Origin of the sequence: Erythrobacter colymbi, assembly GCF_002155685.1 — a bacterium.
GTDB lineage: Bacteria > Pseudomonadota > Alphaproteobacteria > Sphingomonadales > Sphingomonadaceae > Erythrobacter > Erythrobacter colymbi.
Map to the genome: position 1 here is coordinate 564,971 of NZ_MUYK01000003.1, position 20,030 is coordinate 585,000.

Consider the following 20,030-nt stretch of genomic DNA (forward strand, 5'->3'; position numbering starts at 1 on the left):
GTCGTGCCATCGGCAAAAGCAATCCCGGCGAGCGCTGCGACCCCGGCGACCGGGCGTGCGATAGTGATGCGGTCGCCGCTCGCGGGGAGATCGATAACGAGTTCGCCCGCCGCGTTGCGGGATACCGCGATCTCGGACAGGGTGATGCCCTCGCCAAAGCGCAAGGTGGCAAGGCCGTCGGGCGTGCCGGCCCGCTCGATCCGGTCATGCCCGTCGCCGCGGTTGAAGACGATGACATCCGCCCCGCCGCCGCCGTCGATCACATCGTCGCCGCGCTGCCCGGTAATACGCTCGGCCGCGGCGGAGCCGGTCAGGCGGTCGTCCCCGTCGGTCGCAAGGATCGCCGCCTGCGCGCGCAACTGCGCCAGCGAGAAGCTGGTGCCGTCTCCGAAGGTGACCGTGTCCACCCCGGCCCAGCCCGAGGTGTAGGACAGCACGATCTCGTCCGCCCCGCCGTCGAAGCGGAGCACCAGTTCGTTGCGGTCCGGCGTCGGCTGGCTGACGCGCAGCTCGTCGGGCCGGTAGCCCGCAATCGTCAGCGTATCGGTGCCCGCGCTGTCGGAAATGACATCGCGCCCGTCACCGCGGGTGAAGACATAGGTGTCGTTCCCCGCGCCGCCGCGCATGCGGTCGTCGCCGAGGCCACCGACGATCCGGTCAGCGCGGCCCGTGCCCTCGATCGTGTCGTTGCCGTCGGAGGACTGACCGGACACATAGCGCTGCAGCAGCGTTGCCGCGTCCCAGCGCTGCCCGTCGCCGAATTCGAGCACCGGCAAGACGCTCGCCGTGAGCGCGCCGCGCAGGATCAGCTGGTCGCCGGTGCCGGGGAAGGCCAGCACCAGATCGGCGGAGCCGTTCGCCGCCGGACGCACCTCGAGCGCGCTCGCGGTCTGATCCTCGAACACGATCACCGCGCCGGTGACGCCGGACGGCACGACGACGGTATCGATCCCGTCACCCGCCGCGATCACCAGACGCGAATCCTGCGCCAGCGTGATGAGGTCGTTGCCGCCGCCCGGGCGGTATTCGCGCCCGGAGGGCAGGTCGCGCAGATCGATGATGTCCTGCGCATTGGCGGGGCGGTTGTCGAAGATGACAGCGCGCACTTCGGCCAGAGTCAGCGTGCTGCCGTCGGCGAAGACGAAGCTTTCGACCGGGTTCTGCTTGTATCCGCCAAGGATCGCCAGCCGGTCGACATTGTTGCCGAGCGTGATGACGAGATCGCCGTCGATGTTGGCGAAGGTGACGCGGTCGGGCGTGATCTCGGCACCGAACTCGACGCGGTCGATGCCGCTGGTGTCGAACACGCTGTCTCGGCCGTCGCCGATGCCGAAGCGGTAGGTATCGTTGCCACCCCCGCCCGCCAGCGCGTCGGAGCCCTTGCCGCCGCTCAGCGTATCGGCGCGATTGTCGAGACCCGTCAGCGCCTCGTCCGCCTCGGTGCCAGTCAGCATCCGGTCGATGATCTGCTCGATGCCGAGAATGGTGCCGTCAGCAAACTCGAACTGCTCGACCCGGGAGTTGGCGAGCCCGCCGACAATCGTCAGCACATCAAGCCCGTTGCCGAGGTCGATCACCAGATCATTGCCCTGGCGGGTAACGCCGATATCCTCGGGCAGCACGGAGGTGCCGAACACCACGCGGTCGATCACGCTGGCGGAATCGGCACGCTCGACGATCCGGTCGAAGCCGTATCCGGCGGTGAAGGCATAGGTGTCGGCGCGGGTGCCGCCGATCAGGGTGTCGTCGCCCTGACGCCCGTCGAGCGTGTTGGGGGCATCGATCACGCCTTCGATGATATTGTCGCCGCGGTTGCCGCCAGCGATCTGGAGCAGTTCCTCGACATCGGAGATCTTGAGCACCGTGCCGTCGAAGAAGCGGAACAGCTCGACCTCATCCTCGGGCGAGCGGAACTGGTTGCGGATGCGAAGCGTGTCGGTCCGGCCGGTGATGGTGATGAGAAGGTCGTTGCCGTCCTTCGTGAAGTTGACACTGTCGCGGGTGATCCCGCCGCCGAACTGGACCGTGTCGTCGACCGCGACATTGACCCCGCGCCGGTCGAACCACCGCGCGCGGACCCGGCGGTCGACGATCACGTCCTGACCGTATCCGACATCGAACTTGTAGAAGTCCCCGCCGTCCCCGCCGGTCATCACATCGTTGCCGGCGCGCCCATCGAAAGTCTCGCCGAAGTTCGATCCCTCGAGCGCGTCATCGCCAGCCGTGCCGACGATGTCGATGCTGGCCGGCATCAGCTCGGTGAAGGCGACCGTGCGGTCGGTGAACTCGAAGAACTCGACCGCGAAGGCCTGCGTGTCCTCGCGCACGAACTGGTTCTCGATCGTGATCCGCTCGCCCGTGGCCCGGACCACGAAGACCAGGTCGAGCGCGGTCCGCTCGATCCGCACGTCGGTGCTGCGCAGCCCCTGCAGCACCACCCGGTCATCGCCCGAGGAATCAAGGATCGTGTCGTTTCCGAGACCGGAGCCGACCCAATAGGTATCGTTGCCACCGAACCCGACCAGCCGGTCATCGCCCAGCCCGCCGTCGATGCTGTCGGAGATCGGATCGAAGCCGTAGATCGTGTCGTTGCCGCTGGTCTTCGCGATGTCGACATAGTGCTGGAGCAGCTTGAACGCCGACCAGTTGGTGCCATCGGCGAAGGTGATGTTCTCGATCAGGTTGACGAAGCCGATGATCGGCACCTGCTTGAGGAACTCGGTCAGCGTGACCTGGGTATCCTCGCCCTTCACCTTGAGCGTCAACGTATCCGACGGGCCTTCGCGCAGGAACTCGATATCGGTCCAGCGGATGTCGTCGCGGAAGCGCAGCCGGTCCTGCTGCGGGGGCGCGAAGAAGGTGAAGCTGAAATCGGCGTCTTCCACCACGTCGCGGCCGTAACCGCGACCGATGACGTAGGTATCGTCGCCCTCGCGACCGGTCAGGTAATCGTTCCCCGCCCCGCCATCCAGAGTATTGTTATTGAGCAGGCCATAGATCGCGTCGTCATTGGCGGTGCGCGCATTGGCGAGAACCCGTTCGACGATCTGGGTGAATTCGAGGCTCGTGCCGTCTTCGAAAATGAACCGCTCGATCAGATTGGGCGCGACATATTCAAGCCCGTCGCTGCTGCCCAAAGCCTCGCCGAACAGCCCGAGGTTGACCCGCACACCGCCGAACTGCCCGACGATCTCCAGCGTATCGCCCGTCGGATTGCCGGCATCGTCCAGCACGACGATCTTGAGATTCTGACTCGCCCCGTCGCGGATCAGCTTGAGATTGTCGGCGCTGATCCCGCCGCGGAACCGCAGGAAATCGATCCCCGCCTTGACCGGACCGAACGAGAAGGTGCCGAGATCGTCGATGACGTCCTGACCGTCGCCCGCCTGGAAGACATAGAAATCGCCCCCCGCGCCGCCGGACATGTAATCATTGCCCTTGCCGCCCCACAGGACGTCGGTCGAGCCGGAGCCGATCAGGCTGTCGTTGAAATTGCCCGCCGCGCGGTCCTTGTCGACGACTTCCATCGCCATGCGGAACCGGTCCCATACCACGCCATCGGCGAAGACGATCGAGGTGACGCCGGATTCGAGCTGCTTGCCGTTAAGCAGGAAGGGGTTGAGTTCGCCCAGAAACTGGTCGGTGAGCCGGATGACATTGCTGCGCCCGGCAATCTGGAGGATCAGATCCTGCCCGTCGCGGATTGCCTTGACCTGGGTCGAGAGAACATCGGTAAAACGCAGCTCGTCCGCATCGCCATCATCCTGATCGTAGATGACGTCGTTGCCGGCATCCTTGCCGACGAAGTAGAAGTCCGCGCCCTCACCGCCGGTGATGCGCTGGTCGCCGCTCGTCAGGTAGAAGAAATCGGTGTCATCGGTGCCTGCGACCGCCGTCGCCGAAGCGGCATGGGTGATGATCCGCTCTTCGCTGATCGAGAGCGCGTTCGCGACGCCGCGGATGTCGAGATCAAGCCCGGCATTCTCGAATGCGGGCAGCAGCATCTGGAAGATGAAGGCCTGGTCGATCGAAACCGTGCCGCCCGCAAGATTGCCCGCGCCGCTGGGGCGATAGTCGGGGTAGATCTGCCAGAGGATCTCGTTCCAGCGGGTCAGGTAGTCATAGACCGCATCATCGGCGTTGCTCGGCGGCGCATCGGCGAAGATCGCCTCGAACAGCGGCGCAAGCTGGCGGTTGGTGGTCGGGACATAGGCATCCTGCGCCACATCGTAGCGGATGCCGGCGCCATACTCGGACAAGCCGCCCTGCAGCGCAAGCCTTACAGCAAAGCGCCGGCTGGCGTTGATGTACTGCGCCATCACCGGTTCGAGCAGATCGATGATCACCTCGATCCCCGAGACATAGCGCGCCGGATCGTCCGACAGGTTCGCCCTCCCGGTCGGCCCGACGGCATAGGTGATGCGCCCGGTCGCCTCGTCGAGCGTGGCGGTGAGCATCTCGGGGCGGAAATCGATGCCGCCGAGCGAGGTCGCAAAATGGAACTGCGCAGGGGTCAGGATCTCGACGCGGAAGGTGGAATCGTCTGTCGAATTGACCTCGTCGAGGCTGTCGAAATCGATCGCATAGTTGCGCAGGTTGAATTCGCGGGAGTCGCCTGTCTTCCATTCGAGCTCGAGCGCGCGGTCGAGATTGCGCGCCCAGACATAGAACGTCCCGTCGCGGTCGGTGACCTGCACGGTGTAGTCGACCGCCTGCCCGTCAGTGAAGCGCACGCCGATCCGGTCGACCGGGAGGTCGGCCAGCGGATTGAAGCCGAGCGCCTCGGTCCGCCACTCGGCCCCCTGCGGCTTGGCGAGCGCGAGGATATCGGCGCGCGTGGCATAGGTCGTCGCCGGATCGGAGGCGAGCTTCCACGTGCCGTCGGCCTGCTCGATCCCGTAATCGAGGATGACCGCACGGCCGTTCACGATCCGCGTCAGATAGGGCGCCGCCTCGCGGTGCTGGAGCGGCTCCGCACGGTCGGAGGGCGACCATTGCTGTTCGAGCCGCCACCCGCTCGCCTGCGCCAGCACATCCTGAAGGCTTGGCCGCGCAATCGCATTGCCACCGGCATCACGCACCGGCGCGCCGCTGGCGAGCGTCCAGTAACCGCCGCTCGCATCCTCGACATAGACCCCGCGGTCGAGCAGCACAGTCTTGCCGTCGGCATCGGTGCCGACCAGCACCGGCGTCAGCTCGCGCGTCAGCTCGAGCCCCGCGCCCCACTTGCCCAGCACTTCGCCCGCCTGCGCCACCAGCGTGCGCAGGTTCGGCGTCGTCATGGCCGCCGCGGTTGTCGTCGCCAGCTCCTGCAGCGCGATGTCATTCGCCATCGCCACGCTGAGATCGGTGATGCGCCCGAAGCCCTTGGCATCGAGGCTCTGCCCCGCCTGCCAGTCGGCCTTCCCGCTCTCCCCGCCATAGCGCGTGTCGGTGTCGTTCGAGGCGAGGATCGCATCGAACATCGTGCGGCGGATACCGTTGGCGAAGACCACATCGCCAAACCCGGTGAGCCGCGCCCCCTGCGGCGTCGTCGCATCGAGCGGCCGCGCAACCGCATCGAGGCTGACGATCCCCAGCGCATCCAGCGAGCGCAACTCGCCCGCATCGGTCACCCCGTCGCGGTCGCGATCCTGCCAGACCTTGAGCTCGCTCCAGGCGACATCGGCGATGGTGATCTTGCCATCCCCATCGCTGTCGAGCGTGGCGAGTTCCGCAAAGCCCGACTGCCCGACCCCGCCGAACATCTCGGAAATATCGTCGATCCGGCCATTGCCGTTGGCGTCGAGGACGAGGAAGCCGTCATCACCCTTGAGCCAGCCGGTCCGCTCGGCGAAGAGATCGCCGTCGATGTCGAAGTAGACGTTGTTCTCCCTGACGGGGAGCGTCTCGATGCCATCGCCGTCAAGGTCGATGATGAGCGGATCCGCTACAGTCGCCCAGCGGATCTGCTTGGCGAACCGCACGGCCGCCGCAGCGAGCGTTAGCGCTTCGTCGACCAGCGGCCCGCCCCCGGTGGCGGCCAGCGTGATGAAGGTTGGCGGCAACATTGCCAGGATGGTGAAGATCGGGTTGGCCTGCTTGAACACCATCCCGAAGGTGCCTTGGCCGCGCAGATCGAGTTGCTGGGAGCCAAAGAAGCTCCCCGCGATCTTGACGTTCGGGATGTGCATCCACCCCGGGACATCATCCCCGCCGGTGATCGGCTCATAGACCTCGCCGGCGTCGAAGCCGCCGAAGAGGGTCTGAAACGCGTTGACGAACATGTCGGTGACGAACATGTCGTGACCGCCGTCCGCGTTCTTCAGCGTTATGTAGACAATACCCGGCAAAAGGTTGTCGAACCACATGCCGCGCCGAGGATCATATCGTCCGGTATCCGGATCGATCGCGTTCTGGAACGCCGCTTGACCGAATGCCCCGACGCTCATGCCCAACGTCAGACCGGCAAAGATAGCCCCGCCAGACGCATTCCCGCCCGTGAGCGGCAGGCCATAGAACGACAGCACATCGCTGCGCTGCGCATCGAGGATCTTGGTGTCCGGCCAATACCAGAAATTGTCGGAATTTTCGGGGGTGTCTTCGACTTTCGTCGGACCAATCTTCTGGTTGCCGTCCTCATCGAGGATCGGCACCCCCTGCTCGTCAAACAGAGGACCTTCCGTCAGACCGTCGATCGTGTCGCCGTAGAGCAGGCCTTTGGCAGAGGTATTGAAAATCCAGTCACGTCCAGCGCCCCCGATGGTGGTCACGCCATCGCCGCGAAGGATCGCGAGGACAGCATCATTCCCTGTGCCGCCATCGAGAACGAGTCGAATGTCTTCTTCAGCGGGCTCCGACCCTGGCAGCCCGGGACGCGTTTCGCGTCCCTTCTCGAGAACTTTCCCGGTTACGCCTACGACAAGGTCGTTCCCCTCGCCGCCATCGGCTGAACCATAGCCGAAATGGTAAATTTCGTCGTTGCCTGCGCCACCAAAGACACGGCCGCCATCGCTCGCTGTGAAGAGTTCGTCCGCGTCGCTACCGGTTACCGCATCCGGCTTTCCGAGGTTTTGATCGGTAATTTTGTAGGTTGCCAACCGGCCCGGCAATACAGCACTGCCAAGAGTCCCAACTTCCGCACTCTTGATGAGGTTCTGAATAAGCTCGATGCTGTAGATACCAAGCGAGTCTTCGGAATTCGGGAAGAACCCGTCGCCAATGATCGCCTCGCGCAGCGCCTCAGAAATATCTGACGCAGTGTCGGACAGCTTGGCGAGCAGTTCGTCGCTATCGTTGAAAAGTCCGTAAAGTCCGTAAGCGAAAATTCCTGCGCCAACGACTGCCGCAGCCACTGGGCCAAAGTAAACGGCGGCTATTCCGACAGCCGCTCTAGCCGCAACGCCCGAGAGGAGGGTTACTGCACCAACAATGACACCGGTTTCGATGAGGTCGTCGGTGTCGCCAGTGGTGATGGCCTTGATGAAGGGATCATAGAGCGCATTGGCGATCCCGACCACATCGCCCGCTGTGCCGATCTTGCCGCCATCAGCCAGCTTTTCGCCGAGTCGGCGGCCAGGTACGTTCGGGTCGCTGAGAGCAGAAATGGTGCGTCCACCAAGCCTCGCAGCGGTTTCACCCGCGCGAGACAGACCGTCGCTGATTCTTGCGAGGTCTTGGCGGATCGTCTCAACAAGTTGATCGATCTTGTTAAGCACCTCTTCGAAGAGCGGATCTTCGTCGGAGTTCGCGGTCGGGTCCTGCTCGAGAAGATACTGTTCGGCTAGAACCTCGTTGGTTGCCTTGGACACAGAGGTCGGGCGCGACGACAGCCGGTTCAGATCGGCAATCAGGGATTTGACGGCGGCGCCTGCTTGGCCGGTGTTATTGAGCTCCGCGCCAGCCTTCGAAAGATGCTTGTCGAAGGCATGGGCGCGCTGCTTTTCGGTCAGGATGCCTTCTGTTTCTGCGTGTAGCTTTTTCGCAACCTCTAGGCGAAGCTGACGATTGCCCTTGACCCCGTCGTCGATCGGCGTGGCATCAAACTGGGTCCGAAAAGCGTCGATCTGTGCACGCTCGATGGCAGAAAGGTTTGCGTAATCGCGGCCATCTCGGAATGCGTCCCAAGCATCTCGAAAAACGTCCTGCGGCGTGCCTTGAACGGGAGGCACCCCATCAAAGTTCATTTTAGTCATGAAACGATGCAGGTCGAAAACTGCCCGCTCCTTGGCTTGCTGATCCCAGTCAGCTCGATCTGCCTCTGTCGCTAGATCATTAAGTGCTTCGATGACAAAGGCATTGTATTCTGGATGCGCATTTGGATTGCGAAAGCTGTTTTGGGTGTTCCAGCCAAACCCCGCTCTTTTTAGCGCTTCTTGAACCGCAGGGGGGGTATTTCGCATCGCATCGCGCGTCTCCTCACTGGAGAACAATGCCAACTTGTTGCCGCGCGATTCAAGATTGAAGCCGATCGAACTCAACAGAGCGAGCCCTTCAGCCGCATCTGGATTGTTTTTCAGTTCAGACGGAAAGATGTGCTGGATTTCCCACTGCAACAATTGGTCGCGCGTTGCATCGCTCATGCCGCCGCCCCCACAACCCGGCATCGCGTCAGCCGGAATACCTCGCCCATGCCGATGTCGAGCAGCGCCTGCCCCAGTGCGTCGCTCAGGAAGAGCTTGTTGTGCACCACCTCCTCGAACCACAGGTCGGGGCCCTCAAGCGCGCGGGGCGAAAGCATGACCTCGCCCGCGGATTTCGACCTGTTGATGTGCCAGATCTGCAACCCGCTGGCCTTGTCGACGACGAACTTGCGCGCATCCTCGCACCGGTCGATCAGAATGCTGTTCTTGATGCAGCCGAAGTTGAGCAGGAAGAATTCGCCCGGATAGGCCGTCGCCAGATCGGCCTGATAGACCGGAAACGGGATCAGTCCGCCCTCGCCAAGATCGAAACGCGCGAGGACTTCTGCGAGCCTTCCTTGAACAGCGAAAAACGGACCAACGAAAAACAAATCCCTTCGCAGGGAAAAGCGCTTATCATCCCAAACCGCTTCAGCTTCCGGAAAATCAGTGCGCTCAAGGCAATAGCCTTGCTTATAGCGACGGAGGGCTTCCAGAACTTGAGGCGGCGGTGTAGGGAGATCGAATTCGGCCGGATTCCAGCCCATGCCAAAAAACTTTGTCCGCGAGCCCTGCTTGTACCCAAGGCCGGCTGGACTGAACACATCGCTCATCCACGCGCCGCCGCTCATGCTTTCCCCCGCCATTCCGGCCTTCTCCTCCGTCGGTCCGCTTTGCCGCTTCCCAAAGATCACCGCGCCATCCCTCTCACCCGAAATAGAACCGGCGCCGTACCCACAGCACCGCCGGCACCGATGCCAGCCCGAGGCCGACGAACAGCGCCGTCGCTCCGGCGCGACCAAATTGGCCGACGCCGACATCTTCGACGATCCACGCGAACAGTCGCACTTTGGTGCTGTCGATCCCCGCCAGCTTCCCAGTCCACGCCATCAGAGCCAGAAAGCCGAAGCACGCCAGTGACAGCACGGCAGCCGCAATATCAGAGCGCATGAAACTTCACCGCAACCTCGCCGAAATCGAGATCCGGCCATCGCCCTTCCTTAAAAGCCTTGGCGTATGGTCTGGAGGCTCGCGGTCGTGCACTCTGCAGAGCCAACAGATGCACGATAGCGTCCGCTCCAGGCCCCAAGGACTGAGCAGAAAAGGGCACACGGTAACGGTGCATTCCATTTTGTAGTGGCTGCGACCCCACGATTCACCCCAATGAATCAACCCTGAAGCCCTATTCCTCACCTGCCTCGCTGCCAAATGCAACGGGCAAAATTTGATCGATTCGATATTTCCGGCAAAATTCCGTCAGTCCGCCGGATGCGCCCTCGCGGCACCTGCGGCCGGCTCGCGCACCCGCGTTGCAAAGCCGATTGACAGCCTCCCGCGCGCCATTATCCCTCTGGCCTTCAACACCAATCACAAGAGGATCACACACGTGGCGGAGAGCAAGGGTCGCAAGCCGGATACCACCACCGATACCACCGCAGCGCCGCAGCTCGATGACGAGGTGCTCGCCAAGATCGCGGGGCTTCGGCAGCATGTGCGCGAGAGTTTCGGCAAGGTCGCGATGAGCATGATGATGCTGCCGCGCTATCGCCACCAGACCCTCGCCGATCTCCAGCATCTCGTGCTCGATCCGCTGATCCGCGACCGCATCGCCATCGCCCAGCGCGCGGGCGAGGGGCTGGTGGCGCAGGACATCGCAGGGGTGGCAATCTGGGCGAGCGTCTCGGACGAGGTCGACGCCAAGATCCGCGAGCAGATCGCCGCTGGCACTTGGCCGGTGCGGCTCAAGAGCGAAGAGTGGAACTCGGGGAGCATCAACTGGCTGCTCGACGTGATCGCCGCCGACCAGCGCTCGGTCGCCAGCGTGATCGCCAATTTTCGGCAGGTGGTGAAGGAAGGTGCGCTGAAGCTGCACCCGCTGATCACCAACCTCGTCGATGCCGAAACGCTCCAGAAGATGGGCGCGACACGGAGTGCGGCGGCGGCTCCCCAGTCGGTGCCCGAGGGCGAGACCGTCAACTAGGTCAATCCCGCGTTAGGCACGCATTTACCTCTGTCTGCCATGACCTAAGCGTCTGGCAACAAGGGTGAAATCATGTTCTGGAACCGGGTCGCGAAAAAGCCGGTCGAGCCTGCAATCGATGAAGCCGAAGAGCAGCGCGCGGCGCAGGCCTCGCAGCGCCTCGGGCGGCTGGTGTCGCGCCAGCGGGATGAGAGCGAGCAGCTGGCGGCGGCGCAGACGCCCGATGCCGCCGCGCTGGCCGCGACCTTTGCCGATTGCGCGTTCCTCGTCCTCGCCGTTCCGCTTGAGGCGACCGCCGCCGACATCCGCCGCGCCTTCGACGATCTCTCCTTCGACGAGGACGCCGACAGCGAAGCGCTGTCGCGCGCGCAGGCGGCGCTGCTCTCGCCGCGCGACCGGCTGACGCATGAGCTGGCGTGGCTCCCGGGGTGCGACCCTGCCGCGCAGGCGCGCGCCTGCGCGGCGATCCGGCAGGGGGATTGCGACGCGGTCGACGCGCTGCGCTTTGCCGCGAGCGGTGTCGCCCGGCTGAACCTCGCCTGCGCCCTGCTCGCCGCGCGACCGCGCGATCCTGCGGTGCTGGTGGGCCTGCTCACCGACATGGGTCGCTGGGACACCGCCACCACCACAGCCGCGATTGCCGCCAGCCGGAGCGCCGCCGGGGTCCGCGCCGCCGATCCCGAGCATATCGAGATCGCGCTGCACGAACGCCAAAGCGCCATCGCCACAGCTATCGCCGAGGCTGCTGCCGCCACCCGCGAGGGACGCCAGGCGCTCACCCGGACGATCGAGGCGGGCGGCGCATCGGGCCTCGCGCTCGAGGCCGTGGTTTCCGCCTATGCGCGCATCATCGATCCGCAGGTGCAGGGTCTCCAGCAACGCATGACCGACGCCGTCGCGAGCCTCAAGGCCAATGCGTCGCAGCCGGCGGTGCTGACCGGGATCGTCACGACGCTCGACCTGTGGTCGCAGCTGCGCCTGCCCTTGCAGAAGCTTGAAGCGGCGCGCGGGCTTGATGATCCGGCCTCGGCGAGCCTGTTCCGCACCCTGCGCGACATCGGCATCGATCTGGCCAACCAGCACGGCTTGCAGACCGAGACGCTGCGGTTGATGCGTGCGCTCAAGCAGGCCTTCGTCCACGTTCCCGGCGTCCAGCCGATGATCCAGAAGGATCTGCCGGTGATCATCGGCAATGTGTGCATGGCGCAGCTTGAAAAGCTGGTCGAGGACACGGTCCGCAACATCCATCCCTTCGCCGCTGAAGTGCGCGACCATGGCTTCGGCGGGGGGCAGCGCACAGGGCGGCTGATCGACTGCTTCGAGCAGTTCCACGAGGCCGCGCCCGAGGAAGAGGCACCCTTCATCCTGCTGCGCCACACCGCGATCGAGCTCAATAACAAGTGCGCCGCGCCCTCGCTGGCGCTGGTGATCATCGAATGGCTGCTCGATCACCGTGTGCCCGAACCCGTCAATTCGCGGCTGGTGCAGGACATGTGCCAGCTCCAGCGCAACATCAACCAGCGCCGCTAGTCGCCCCCAAGAGCAGGAACCCGCACACAATGTATCTCGGTATCGATCTCGGCACCTCCAACTCGGTGATCGTCGGCAACCGCGCCGGGCGGCTCGAACTGTTCAAGACCATCACCGGCGAGGACGTGTTGCCCTCCGTGGTGATGCGCGACCGCAGCGGCAATCTCAGCGTCGGGCGGCGCGCCTACGAGCAGATGCGCATGGCCCCAGACGGGATCGCGGCGCGGTTCAAGCGGCTGCTCGGCACCAGCACGGTCCTGCCGTTCGGTCCCGAAGGCGGCACGATCACCCCGGTCGAGGCAAGCGCGGCGGTGATCGGCGAGCTGCTGCGGCAGGCGGTCGCGCGGATCGGGGACGAGCCCGTGCAGGGCGCGATCGTGACCGTGCCGGCGGCCTTCAACCAGATGCAGAACGAGGCGACCATCGCTGCGGCCCGCGCCGCCGGACTGGAGCAGGTCGGGCTGTTGCAGGAGCCGGTCGCGGCGGCGATGGCGTGCATGGAAGACCCCTCCTCGCGCGACGGGCTGTTCCTCGTCTACGACCTTGGCGGCGGCACCTTCGATGCCGCGCTGGTGCGCGCGCTGGGCGGGAATGTCACGGTCGAGGCGCACGAGGGCATCAACATGCTCGGCGGCACCGATTTCGACCGGATGATCCTCGAGACCATCGTCGAGCCGTGGCTGCGGGCCAACTTCACCCTGCCCACCAACATCGCTGCCTCGCCCCAGGCGCAGCGGCTGCTGGCGCTGGTCAAGGCGCATATCGAGCGCGCCAAGGTGGAGCTTTCGAGCGTCTCGGAAACCATGATCGCGATCAGCGAGCAGGAAACCGGCGCGCGCGATCTGGATGGCAAGCCGATCTGGTGCGAGGTGACCCTGCGGCGCGAGGATGTGGAGCGGATCGTGGCCGAGCGCATCGACCGCTCGATCGCGCTGTGCCGCAAGATCCTGGCCGATCACGGGTACCAGCCCTCCGACGTCGACAAGGTGGTGCTGATCGGCGGGCCTTCGCGCATGCCGGTGGTGCGCGAGCGCGTGCCGGGCGAGCTTGGCATTGCCTTCGATCACGATGTCGACCCGATGACCGCGGTGGCGCGCGGCGCGGCGATCTATGCCGAGGGGCGCGAATGGGCACCCGTTGCGGCCAAGCCGGGTGCGGTTGCCGCGAGCGGCAGCAAGCAGGCGCGCCGCCGCGAGGCCTCGGCCGAAGTCACCTATGACTACGAAGCCCGCACGACCAGCGATCGCGCCCGCATTCGGGTGGTCGCGGCAGGCGAGGCCGAGGGCTGGCAGGTCCGCGCGAACGGCCCGGGCGGCGAGGATTACGGCACCCGCGCGGTCGCCGAAAAGCCGGTTTTCGCGATCGCGCTGGCCCCGGGCGAGACCGTGGTGCGCATGAGCGTGACCGATGCCGCCGGCGATCCGGTCGAAGGTGCGAGCCGCGATCTCGTGCTCACCCGCATCACCGCCATCGCCTCGGGCGCGCCCTGCACCGCGACGATCGCGGTCAAGGTCGAGGAAGCGGACGGCGAACGCGCAATCAACGTGCTCGAACCGCTGATCGACAAGGGCGAAGTGCTGCCCAAGTCGGGCCAGCGCACCTTCCGCGCGGCGCGCAAGGTCATCCCCGGTTCGGACGATTGCATCGATGTCGAGCTCTACGAGGCCGCAGAGGGCGTGCCCGAGCCCGAGGCGAACCTGCTGATCGGCGCCTTCCGCCTGACCGGCCGCGACCTGCCGATGCACGCCCGCCCGCTGATGCCGGGCGACGAGGTGGTGCTGCACTGGTCGGTCGACGACAACCAGCTGATCCGCGCATCGGTCGAGCTGCCCGGCTGCGGGCTTCACCTGTCCGATCACAGCTTCTACGCCGATGACCTGGCCCATATCAATTTCGGCGCAGACGGCCGCCAGTTCGCGACCGAGGCGCTGCTGGCCGTCCAGCTCGACCTGCATGCCCTGCGCTCGACCGCGATGGCGGTGCTCGCGCGCGAGATCGGCCTCTTGCAGTCCCGCATCGACGAGCAGGAGACCCGCATCGAGCAGGCGTGGGAGGCCGATACCTTCCGCTCGATCACCGAGGAGCTGCGGCTGCTGCGCCAGGAAATCTCGCGCCTGCGCCACAAGCCCAAGGCGCGCGGGTTCGAGTTGCAGAGCCAGATCGACGAGCTGGAACAGCGGGCGCGCCGCAATCTCGCCAACCTGAGCGAGGCCGGGCTGGCCGAGGTCGGCGGTCACCTCGCCACCGCGCGCAATGCCCTCGCCCAGCAGCAGTTCGGCGTGTGCGAGCGGGCGCTGGAGGCCGGCGAACGGGTGATCGCCCGCGCCGTGGTCGAGACCCCGGGCTTTGTCACCATGGCGTTCATGCACGCCCGCACGCAGCGCCATGCGGCGGTGGACAAGGCGAAGTTCGACCAGCTGGTCGCGGTCGGCGATACCGCCGTAGCGGCGGGCGACGAGGGCCGCTTGCGGCAGGTTCTCTCGCAGATCCACGCCATCCTGATCGACGCCGGCGGCCAGACCGCCAATGCGACCGCGCAGGCGGGTCTGCGGCGCTAGAGGCTACTTCTCGCGCCCTGCCTCGTTCAACGCCTGGCTGATGGGCGAGAGCAGGTATTGGATGATCCGCCGGCGCCCGGTCTTGATCTCGGCCTGCACCGCCATGCCGGGCTGCACCCGTTCGCACAGGGGGTGGCGTGCCGGGTCCTGCCGCCCGCAGGCAAGCTCGATCTTCGCGGCGTAGACCAGCCCCGGCTGGATCGGGCGGCCATTCTCGTCGCGCACGCTCCCGGCCGGAGCCTGGCTCTGGTCGATCGCATCGCGGCTGATGGTGACGACCTTGCCCTCAATCAGGCCGTAATCGGTGAAGTTGAACGCCTCGAGCTTCACGGCGACCCGCTGGCCGACCTGCACGAAGCCGATGTCCTTGTTCTGGACGAACGCCTCGACCGTGATGCCGCCGTTGCAGGTGGCGGCGCTGGCGGCCGTGCCCGAACAGGGGACGATCACCATCAGCGGCTGCGCGGGCTGGACGATGCCGCCCACGGTCGTCACGGCGAGCTGCTGCACCACGCCATCGACCGGCGCGCGCAGTTCCTGATATTGCCGCATCCGCGCCGCCTTGCGCAGCTGCTCGCTGGCGAGCCCCGCCTCGCTCTCGGCCTCGGCAAAGTCGGTAACGGCGGTGCGCCCGAACCCGGCACTGAGCGCGGCCAGCTCGGCATCGAGCCGCTTGATCGACGCCAGAGCACGCGCGCGGTTGGCCCGCTGCACTTCGATATTGCGCAGATGCTCGGTGCGCAGCTGCTCGTACTCAAGGAGCTTGAGCTTCGAATAGAAGCCCTTCTCCGCAAGCTCGGCGCGCGCGCTTGTCTGCCGGTCGATATAGGGGAGCACCTCTTCGAGCTTGGCGATTTCGGCGCTGGCACCGGCCAGCTCGGCTTCACTTTCGGCACGCTGCTGGACGATGGCAGCCTTCTGCGCCTCGAACTGGGCGACGGCATTGCGGATGAAGGCCTCCTCGGTCGCAGCAATATCGGGGGAGGTACCCGGGGGCGGGACGAAGCGGGCGGGCTTGCCGCGCAGGTGCGCCAGCAGCGCATCGTTGCGCGCCTTGATGACCTGGGCGGAGCGCAGCGACTGGGTGCTCTGCGCCTCGTCGGCGGTGGCGAGCGTGGGATCGAGCTCGATCAGAAGCTGGCCCTTCTTCACGAACTGCCCGTTCTTGACGTGGATCGCGCGCACCGCGCCGATCTCGATCGGCTGCACGATCTTGACGTTCTCGCCCGGCACCGTCTTGCCCGCCGCGGTCGCGACCACATCGACCCGGCCGATGATCGCCCAGATCAGCGCCAGCACCATCAGCCCGCAGGTCATCAGCATCAGCCACCTGAGGCCCGGGCTCGGCGGCTTTTCCATGATTTCGAGCGCGGCGGGCAGGAATTCGTGCTCGGCCTTGGGCTTGAAGGCCTTGTCTGCCTCGTTCTGCCAGCGCCAGCTTTCGCGCAGCACATGCCAATGCCGCGCGAGCGTCGGGAAGCGTTCGGCGAGCAGGCTCATGCCGGCACCACCTCGGCATCGGGGCGATAGCCGGTCTGCTTGGCGTGAAGCTGGGCATAGCGCCCGCCCGCGCGCAGCAGCTCGTCATGCGAGCCGATCTCGGTGATCTCGCCCGCCTCGACCGTGATGATCCGGTGGCACGGGCGCACAGCCGATAGACGGTGGGCGATGATCAGCACCGTGCGCCCCTGCGCGATCCGGGCGAGGTTGTTCTGGATGATTTCCTCACTCTCGGCATCCAGCGCGCTGGTCGCTTCGTCGAGAATGAGGATGCGCGGATCGGTGATCAGCGCGCGGGCAATGGCGAGCCGCTGGCGTTGGCCGCCGGAGAGGTTCGACCCGCGCTCCTCGATGATCGTGTCATATCCCTGCGCGAGGCCGAGGATGAATTCGTGCGCCCCGGCCAATTCGGCGGCGGCGATCACCCGATCCATCGGCAGCGTCGGATTGGCGAGCGCGATATTCTCGCGAACGGTGCGGTTGAACAGGATGTTCTCCTGCAGCACCACCCCCACCTGACGTCGCAGCCACGCCGGATCGACCAGCGCAAGGTCCGTCCCGTCGACCAGCACCCGCCCCTGTTCGGGCACGTAGAGCCGCTGCACCAGCTTGGTCAGCGTCGACTTACCCGATCCCGAGGGGCCGACGATCCCGATCATCTCCCCCGGCGCGATGTCGAGGCTGATGCCGCGCAGCGCCTCGGGTGCATCGGGGCGGTAGCGGAAGCGCACCTTGTCGAACTCCACCCGCCCCTTGATCGGCGGCAGTGTGGCGCGGTTGGGGTTATGCTCGGGCTCGGCGGGGGAATTGAGGATGTCGCCCAACCGGTCGACCGAGATGCGCACCTGCTGGAAATCCTGCCACAGCTGCGACAGCCGCAGGATCGGCTGCGCGACACGGCCCGATAGCATGTTAAAGGCCACGAGGCTGCCGACGGTCAGATCGCCCGCAATCACCGCCTTCGCGCCGAAGAACAGGATCGCGACGGTCGTCAGCTTGGACACCAGCTGGATCAGGTGGCTGCCCCAGTTGGCAAGGACGGTGACGTCCCATCCGGTCTGGATGTAGCCGGCGAACTGCTTCTCCCACCGGTCGCGCATCCGCGGCTCCACCGCCATCGCCTTCAATGTGCCGATGCCGGTGACGGTTTCGACGAGGAACGACTGGTTCTCTGCCCCGCGCTTGAACTTCTCGTCGAGCCGCGCGCGCAAAGGCGGTGTCACAAGCACCGAGATCGCGACATAGATCGGGATCGTCAGCGCCACGATCAGTGTCAACAGCGGCGAATACACATACATCACCGCGAAGAAGACAATGGTGAAGAACAGGTCGATCACCACCGTCACAGCGTTGGAGGTGAGGAAGTTGCGGATGCTCTCGAGCTCGCGCACCCGCGCCACGCTGTCGCCCACGCGGCGGGCTTCGAAGTAGGATAGCGGCAATGCGACAAGGTGGCGGAACAGCGCCGCCGAGAGCTCAGCATCGACCCGGTTGGAGGTATGCGCGAACAGCCAGTTACGCAGCGCCGAAAGCAGCGTCTCGAAGACCAGGATCGCCGTGAGGCCCACCGCCAGCACCTCCAGCGTGGTCATCGACTGATGCACCAGAACCTTGTCGATCACCAGCTGGAAGAAGATCGGCGAGGCAAGGCCGACGAGCTGAAGGAAGAAGCTGCCGATCAGCACATCGCGCAAAGGTGCGCGGTACTTGACCAGCGCGGGGATGAACCACGAAATGTCGAAAGCGCGCTTTTGCCCTGCGATATGCTCGCGGCTGGTCATGAGAAGGAGTTCGACCTTGTCGCCCTCCATCGCGAAGCGGTCGGCGACGTCTGCCTCGCTCCACACCTCGGGGCGCTGGCTATCGCTGCGCAGCACCATGTAACGCGTGCCGGTATCGCCGTTATCGTCGATCTTGAGCAGGATCGCCGTGCCATCGCCCGACAGCTTCACCAGGGCGGGGAGCGGCAGCTTCGGCAGTTCCGCGACCGCCGCTTCCTTGCGGCGCGCCATCAGCCCGAGCTTCTTGGCAATGCGGATCAGGTCATCGAAACTGTAAGGCAGGTCGCCCTGCCCGCGATCGTGGTGGATCTGCTGGGCATCGGCCGGCACACCAAGAAACTGCGCCAGCAAGACGAAGCTCGCCAGCGCCGCATCGGCGGGTCCCGCCGCGGGGTTATCGTTCGAATCTGTCATGCCGAGGTTGCGTCCCGCCGCGATCTTTAGGCGACAATGATCGATTGGCAATCGTTATCCCGAGGGGCCAAGGCGTTGCGATGAATAGCCGGATGGCCGGTCCGGGCCGCTCGCACGGAGCAACGGCTTTGCGGAGCGCAGAGACGGGGCCATCGAGGACGGGCACCCGCTGGCGCTCTCGAAGAGCCCTGGCGTCTGGCGAGTGCTGCTGAGCGCCAACGAGCTGGAAGCACAGGCCGCCCCTCTGGGCGAACAGGTGCGCGGGTTCCTGCGGACTGTGCGGGCGGGGTAAGGCGAAGACGTCAGCCCTTGCGCCGCACCATCAGCCAAGCGGCCAGCACCAGCCCTGCGAGAATTGCGGAAAGCCAGCCTAGTGTCGGCCAGTCCGTTCCCGTATTTATCGGGGCGTTCTCCGCTGCGGCTTGCCGGCGAAGGATCTCGGCCCGTTGAAGGGTGAAGTAGTCACGGGGCGGAACGTGCTTGCCGCTTAGAGCATTCCGAACATCGGCGCGGCTCTCCGGGGTGTCGTCCAGCACGAAAGCGGGTGCACATGGGCTTTGCAGCACGCACCAGACGGGACCCGGCATATCGTCTTCGACCCGGAAAGCCGCAATCAGCAACGGGACATCGGTCGGCCGCTCATCGGGGATATCGAAAGTCGAGTTAAACCATGCGATTTCGACGCGGCCCGGTACTTGGCCCTTAATCACCTCCTCTACATTCACGGTAAGAAGGCCATAGCTTACGGGCACTGCGGGCGGGCCGGTTTCGATACGGGCGTAGTTTGCGAGGTGACCGGTAAAGACCGCATCGGCACGGCGGACATCTTCGAGAGCGAAGGGCGCAGGCATTTCGCAGCCATCGGCTACAGTCGAGCAGGCTATCAACGCGAAGGCCGCCAGAGCTGATCGAAGCGGAATTAGCATGCGTAGAGGCTCTCCGATTGACCATCGTAAATCAATCAGAAAACGGCTCACACCCGCACCGCCAGCTCCTTCATCTCGTCCACCTCGCGGGCGAAGCGTTCGGCTGCGACCCCCGGCGCGTGGGCGCGGTAGGCGGTGGCGAGGGCGCGGTAGTACCACAGCGTGCCGCCCTTCCCGCCGGTGAAGCGGCTCCAGACAACGGCGCCGTGCGCGCGCAGGTCCGCGTTGATCGCGGCGGCGTTGTGGGTTTTGTCGGCGAAGCTGACCGCGAGGGAGCGCGCGGGCTTGTGGGCGAGGCTGGCGATATAGGCCTCCTTGCGCGGGTGCCAGGCGGGCTTCGGATCCTCGTGGGCGTCGGTGCAGTCGGCGACTATCTGCGCGACGCCGGCGCCGTAGCGCGCGCGGATGGCTTCGAGTTGGGCGAGCCCGCCCTGATCCTCGACTGCATCATGCAGCAGCGCGGCGATCGCCTGATCCTCGTCCGCCCCGTTTTCAAGCGCGATCGCGGCGACGGCGAGGAGGTGCGAGACATAGGGAATGCCCGAGCCTTTGCGGGTCTGCGCGCGGTGGAGGCGGCTGACATAGGCCAGCGCGTCGTCGAAGCGGTCGGTGAGGAAGGGGGTATCGGTCATCGCGTGTCCTCCTGTCTTCCGATCAAACGCCAAGAGCGCCCGGCAGCGAGGCTGCGGGCGTCGGATGTTCGATCTGTGGTGGGTTTTTGATGGTGGTTGCGGGAGTTG

The 20,030-nt window shown here is 65.3% G+C and carries 11 protein-coding genes and 1 tRNA gene (2 of these 12 running past the window's edge); 4 read left to right on the forward strand and 8 right to left on the reverse strand.

The features are described from left to right. Positions 1 to 6,752, reverse strand: the 5' portion of a protein-coding gene (locus tag BZF57_RS21520) for a tandem-95 repeat protein (RefSeq protein ID WP_162290977.1). 23,662 nt of this gene lie to the left of the window's left edge; only the first 6,752 of its 30,414 coding nucleotides appear in the window; its start codon is at positions 6,750 to 6,752; its stop codon lies off the left edge, out of view. A 192-nt stretch (positions 6,753 to 6,944) separates the two neighbouring features. Here BZF57_RS21520 and BZF57_RS21230 point away from each other — a divergent pair, with 192 nt between their 5' ends. Continuing rightward, on the forward strand, positions 6,945 to 7,235 hold the full coding sequence (locus tag BZF57_RS21230) for a hypothetical protein (RefSeq protein ID WP_162290978.1): 291 nt from the start codon (positions 6,945 to 6,947) through the stop codon (positions 7,233 to 7,235). Between the two features lie 1,322 nt (positions 7,236 to 8,557). Here the strand turns inward: BZF57_RS21230 and BZF57_RS20785 are convergent. Next, a complete protein-coding gene (locus BZF57_RS20785; RefSeq protein WP_143738438.1) occupies positions 8,558 to 9,247 on the reverse strand; it encodes a hypothetical protein in 690 nt (229 codons plus the stop codon). Between the two features lie 61 nt (positions 9,248 to 9,308). Further along, positions 9,309 to 9,551, reverse strand: a complete 243-nt coding sequence (locus BZF57_RS09360; RefSeq protein WP_086736995.1) for a hypothetical protein — start codon at positions 9,549 to 9,551, stop codon at positions 9,309 to 9,311. A gap of 436 nt (positions 9,552 to 9,987) precedes the next feature. Between BZF57_RS09360 and BZF57_RS09365 the strand changes: the two genes are divergently transcribed. From BZF57_RS09365 to BZF57_RS09375, 3 genes are all read left to right on the forward strand, one after another. Further along, positions 9,988 to 10,581, forward strand: a complete 594-nt coding sequence (locus tag BZF57_RS09365; RefSeq protein WP_086737162.1) for a toxin-activating lysine-acyltransferase — start codon at positions 9,988 to 9,990, stop codon at positions 10,579 to 10,581. Between the two features lie 72 nt (positions 10,582 to 10,653). After that, positions 10,654 to 12,111: a hypothetical protein gene (locus tag BZF57_RS09370; RefSeq protein ID WP_086736997.1), complete on the forward strand. Its 1,458-nt coding sequence runs from the start codon at positions 10,654 to 10,656 to the stop codon at positions 12,109 to 12,111. Positions 12,112 to 12,140: 29 nt separating this feature from the next. Further along, positions 12,141 to 14,669 carry an Hsp70 family protein gene (locus tag BZF57_RS09375; RefSeq protein WP_162290979.1) on the forward strand — a complete coding sequence of 843 codons (2,529 nt, stop codon included), beginning with the start codon at positions 12,141 to 12,143 and terminating at the stop codon, positions 14,667 to 14,669. A 3-nt stretch (positions 14,670 to 14,672) separates the two neighbouring features. Here BZF57_RS09375 and BZF57_RS09380 read toward each other — a convergent pair whose 3' ends face one another. The 5 genes from BZF57_RS09380 to BZF57_RS09400 all read right to left on the reverse strand — a co-directional run. Further along, complete coding sequence (locus tag BZF57_RS09380) at positions 14,673 to 16,169, reverse strand: HlyD family type I secretion periplasmic adaptor subunit (RefSeq protein WP_086737000.1); 1,497 nt, start codon at positions 16,167 to 16,169, stop codon at positions 14,673 to 14,675. Further along, positions 16,166 to 18,364, reverse strand: coding sequence for a type I secretion system permease/ATPase (locus BZF57_RS09385; RefSeq protein WP_086737002.1), 2,199 nt, complete (start codon positions 18,362 to 18,364; stop codon positions 16,166 to 16,168). The genes BZF57_RS09380 and BZF57_RS09385 overlap by 4 nt, the downstream gene beginning before the upstream one ends. Before the next feature lie 302 nt (positions 18,365 to 18,666). Beyond that, complete coding sequence (locus BZF57_RS09390) at positions 18,667 to 19,290, reverse strand: hypothetical protein (RefSeq protein ID WP_086737004.1); 624 nt, start codon at positions 19,288 to 19,290, stop codon at positions 18,667 to 18,669. Between the two features lie 47 nt (positions 19,291 to 19,337). Continuing rightward, positions 19,338 to 19,922 carry an HD domain-containing protein gene (locus BZF57_RS09395; protein WP_086737006.1) on the reverse strand — a complete coding sequence of 195 codons (585 nt, stop codon included), beginning with the start codon at positions 19,920 to 19,922 and terminating at the stop codon, positions 19,338 to 19,340. Between the two features lie 93 nt (positions 19,923 to 20,015). After that, a tRNA-Met gene (locus BZF57_RS09400) sits at positions 20,016 to 20,030 on the reverse strand; it runs 62 nt beyond the window's last position.

Bases quoted from the DNA above. Each gene is read 5' to 3' on its own strand.
- BZF57_RS09395 (WP_086737006.1), bottom strand. From the start codon at position 19,922: ATGACCGATACCCCCTTCCTCACCGACCGCTTCGACGACGCGCTGGCC.
- BZF57_RS09380 (WP_086737000.1), bottom strand. From the start codon at position 16,169: ATGAGCCTGCTCGCCGAACGCTTCCCGACGCTCGCGCGGCATTGGCAT.
- BZF57_RS09390 (WP_086737004.1), bottom strand. From the start codon at position 19,290: ATGCTAATTCCGCTTCGATCAGCTCTGGCGGCCTTCGCGTTGATAGCC.
- BZF57_RS09375 (WP_162290979.1), top strand. From the start codon at position 12,141: ATGTATCTCGGTATCGATCTCGGCACCTCCAACTCGGTGATCGTCGGC.
- BZF57_RS20785 (WP_143738438.1), bottom strand. From the start codon at position 9,247: ATGGCGGGGGAAAGCATGAGCGGCGGCGCGTGGATGAGCGATGTGTTC.
- BZF57_RS09370 (WP_086736997.1), top strand. From the start codon at position 10,654: ATGTTCTGGAACCGGGTCGCGAAAAAGCCGGTCGAGCCTGCAATCGAT.
- BZF57_RS09385 (WP_086737002.1), bottom strand. From the start codon at position 18,364: ATGACAGATTCGAACGATAACCCCGCGGCGGGACCCGCCGATGCGGCG.
- BZF57_RS21230 (WP_162290978.1), top strand. From the start codon at position 6,945: ATGGTAAATTTCGTCGTTGCCTGCGCCACCAAAGACACGGCCGCCATC.
- BZF57_RS09360 (WP_086736995.1), bottom strand. From the start codon at position 9,551: ATGCGCTCTGATATTGCGGCTGCCGTGCTGTCACTGGCGTGCTTCGGC.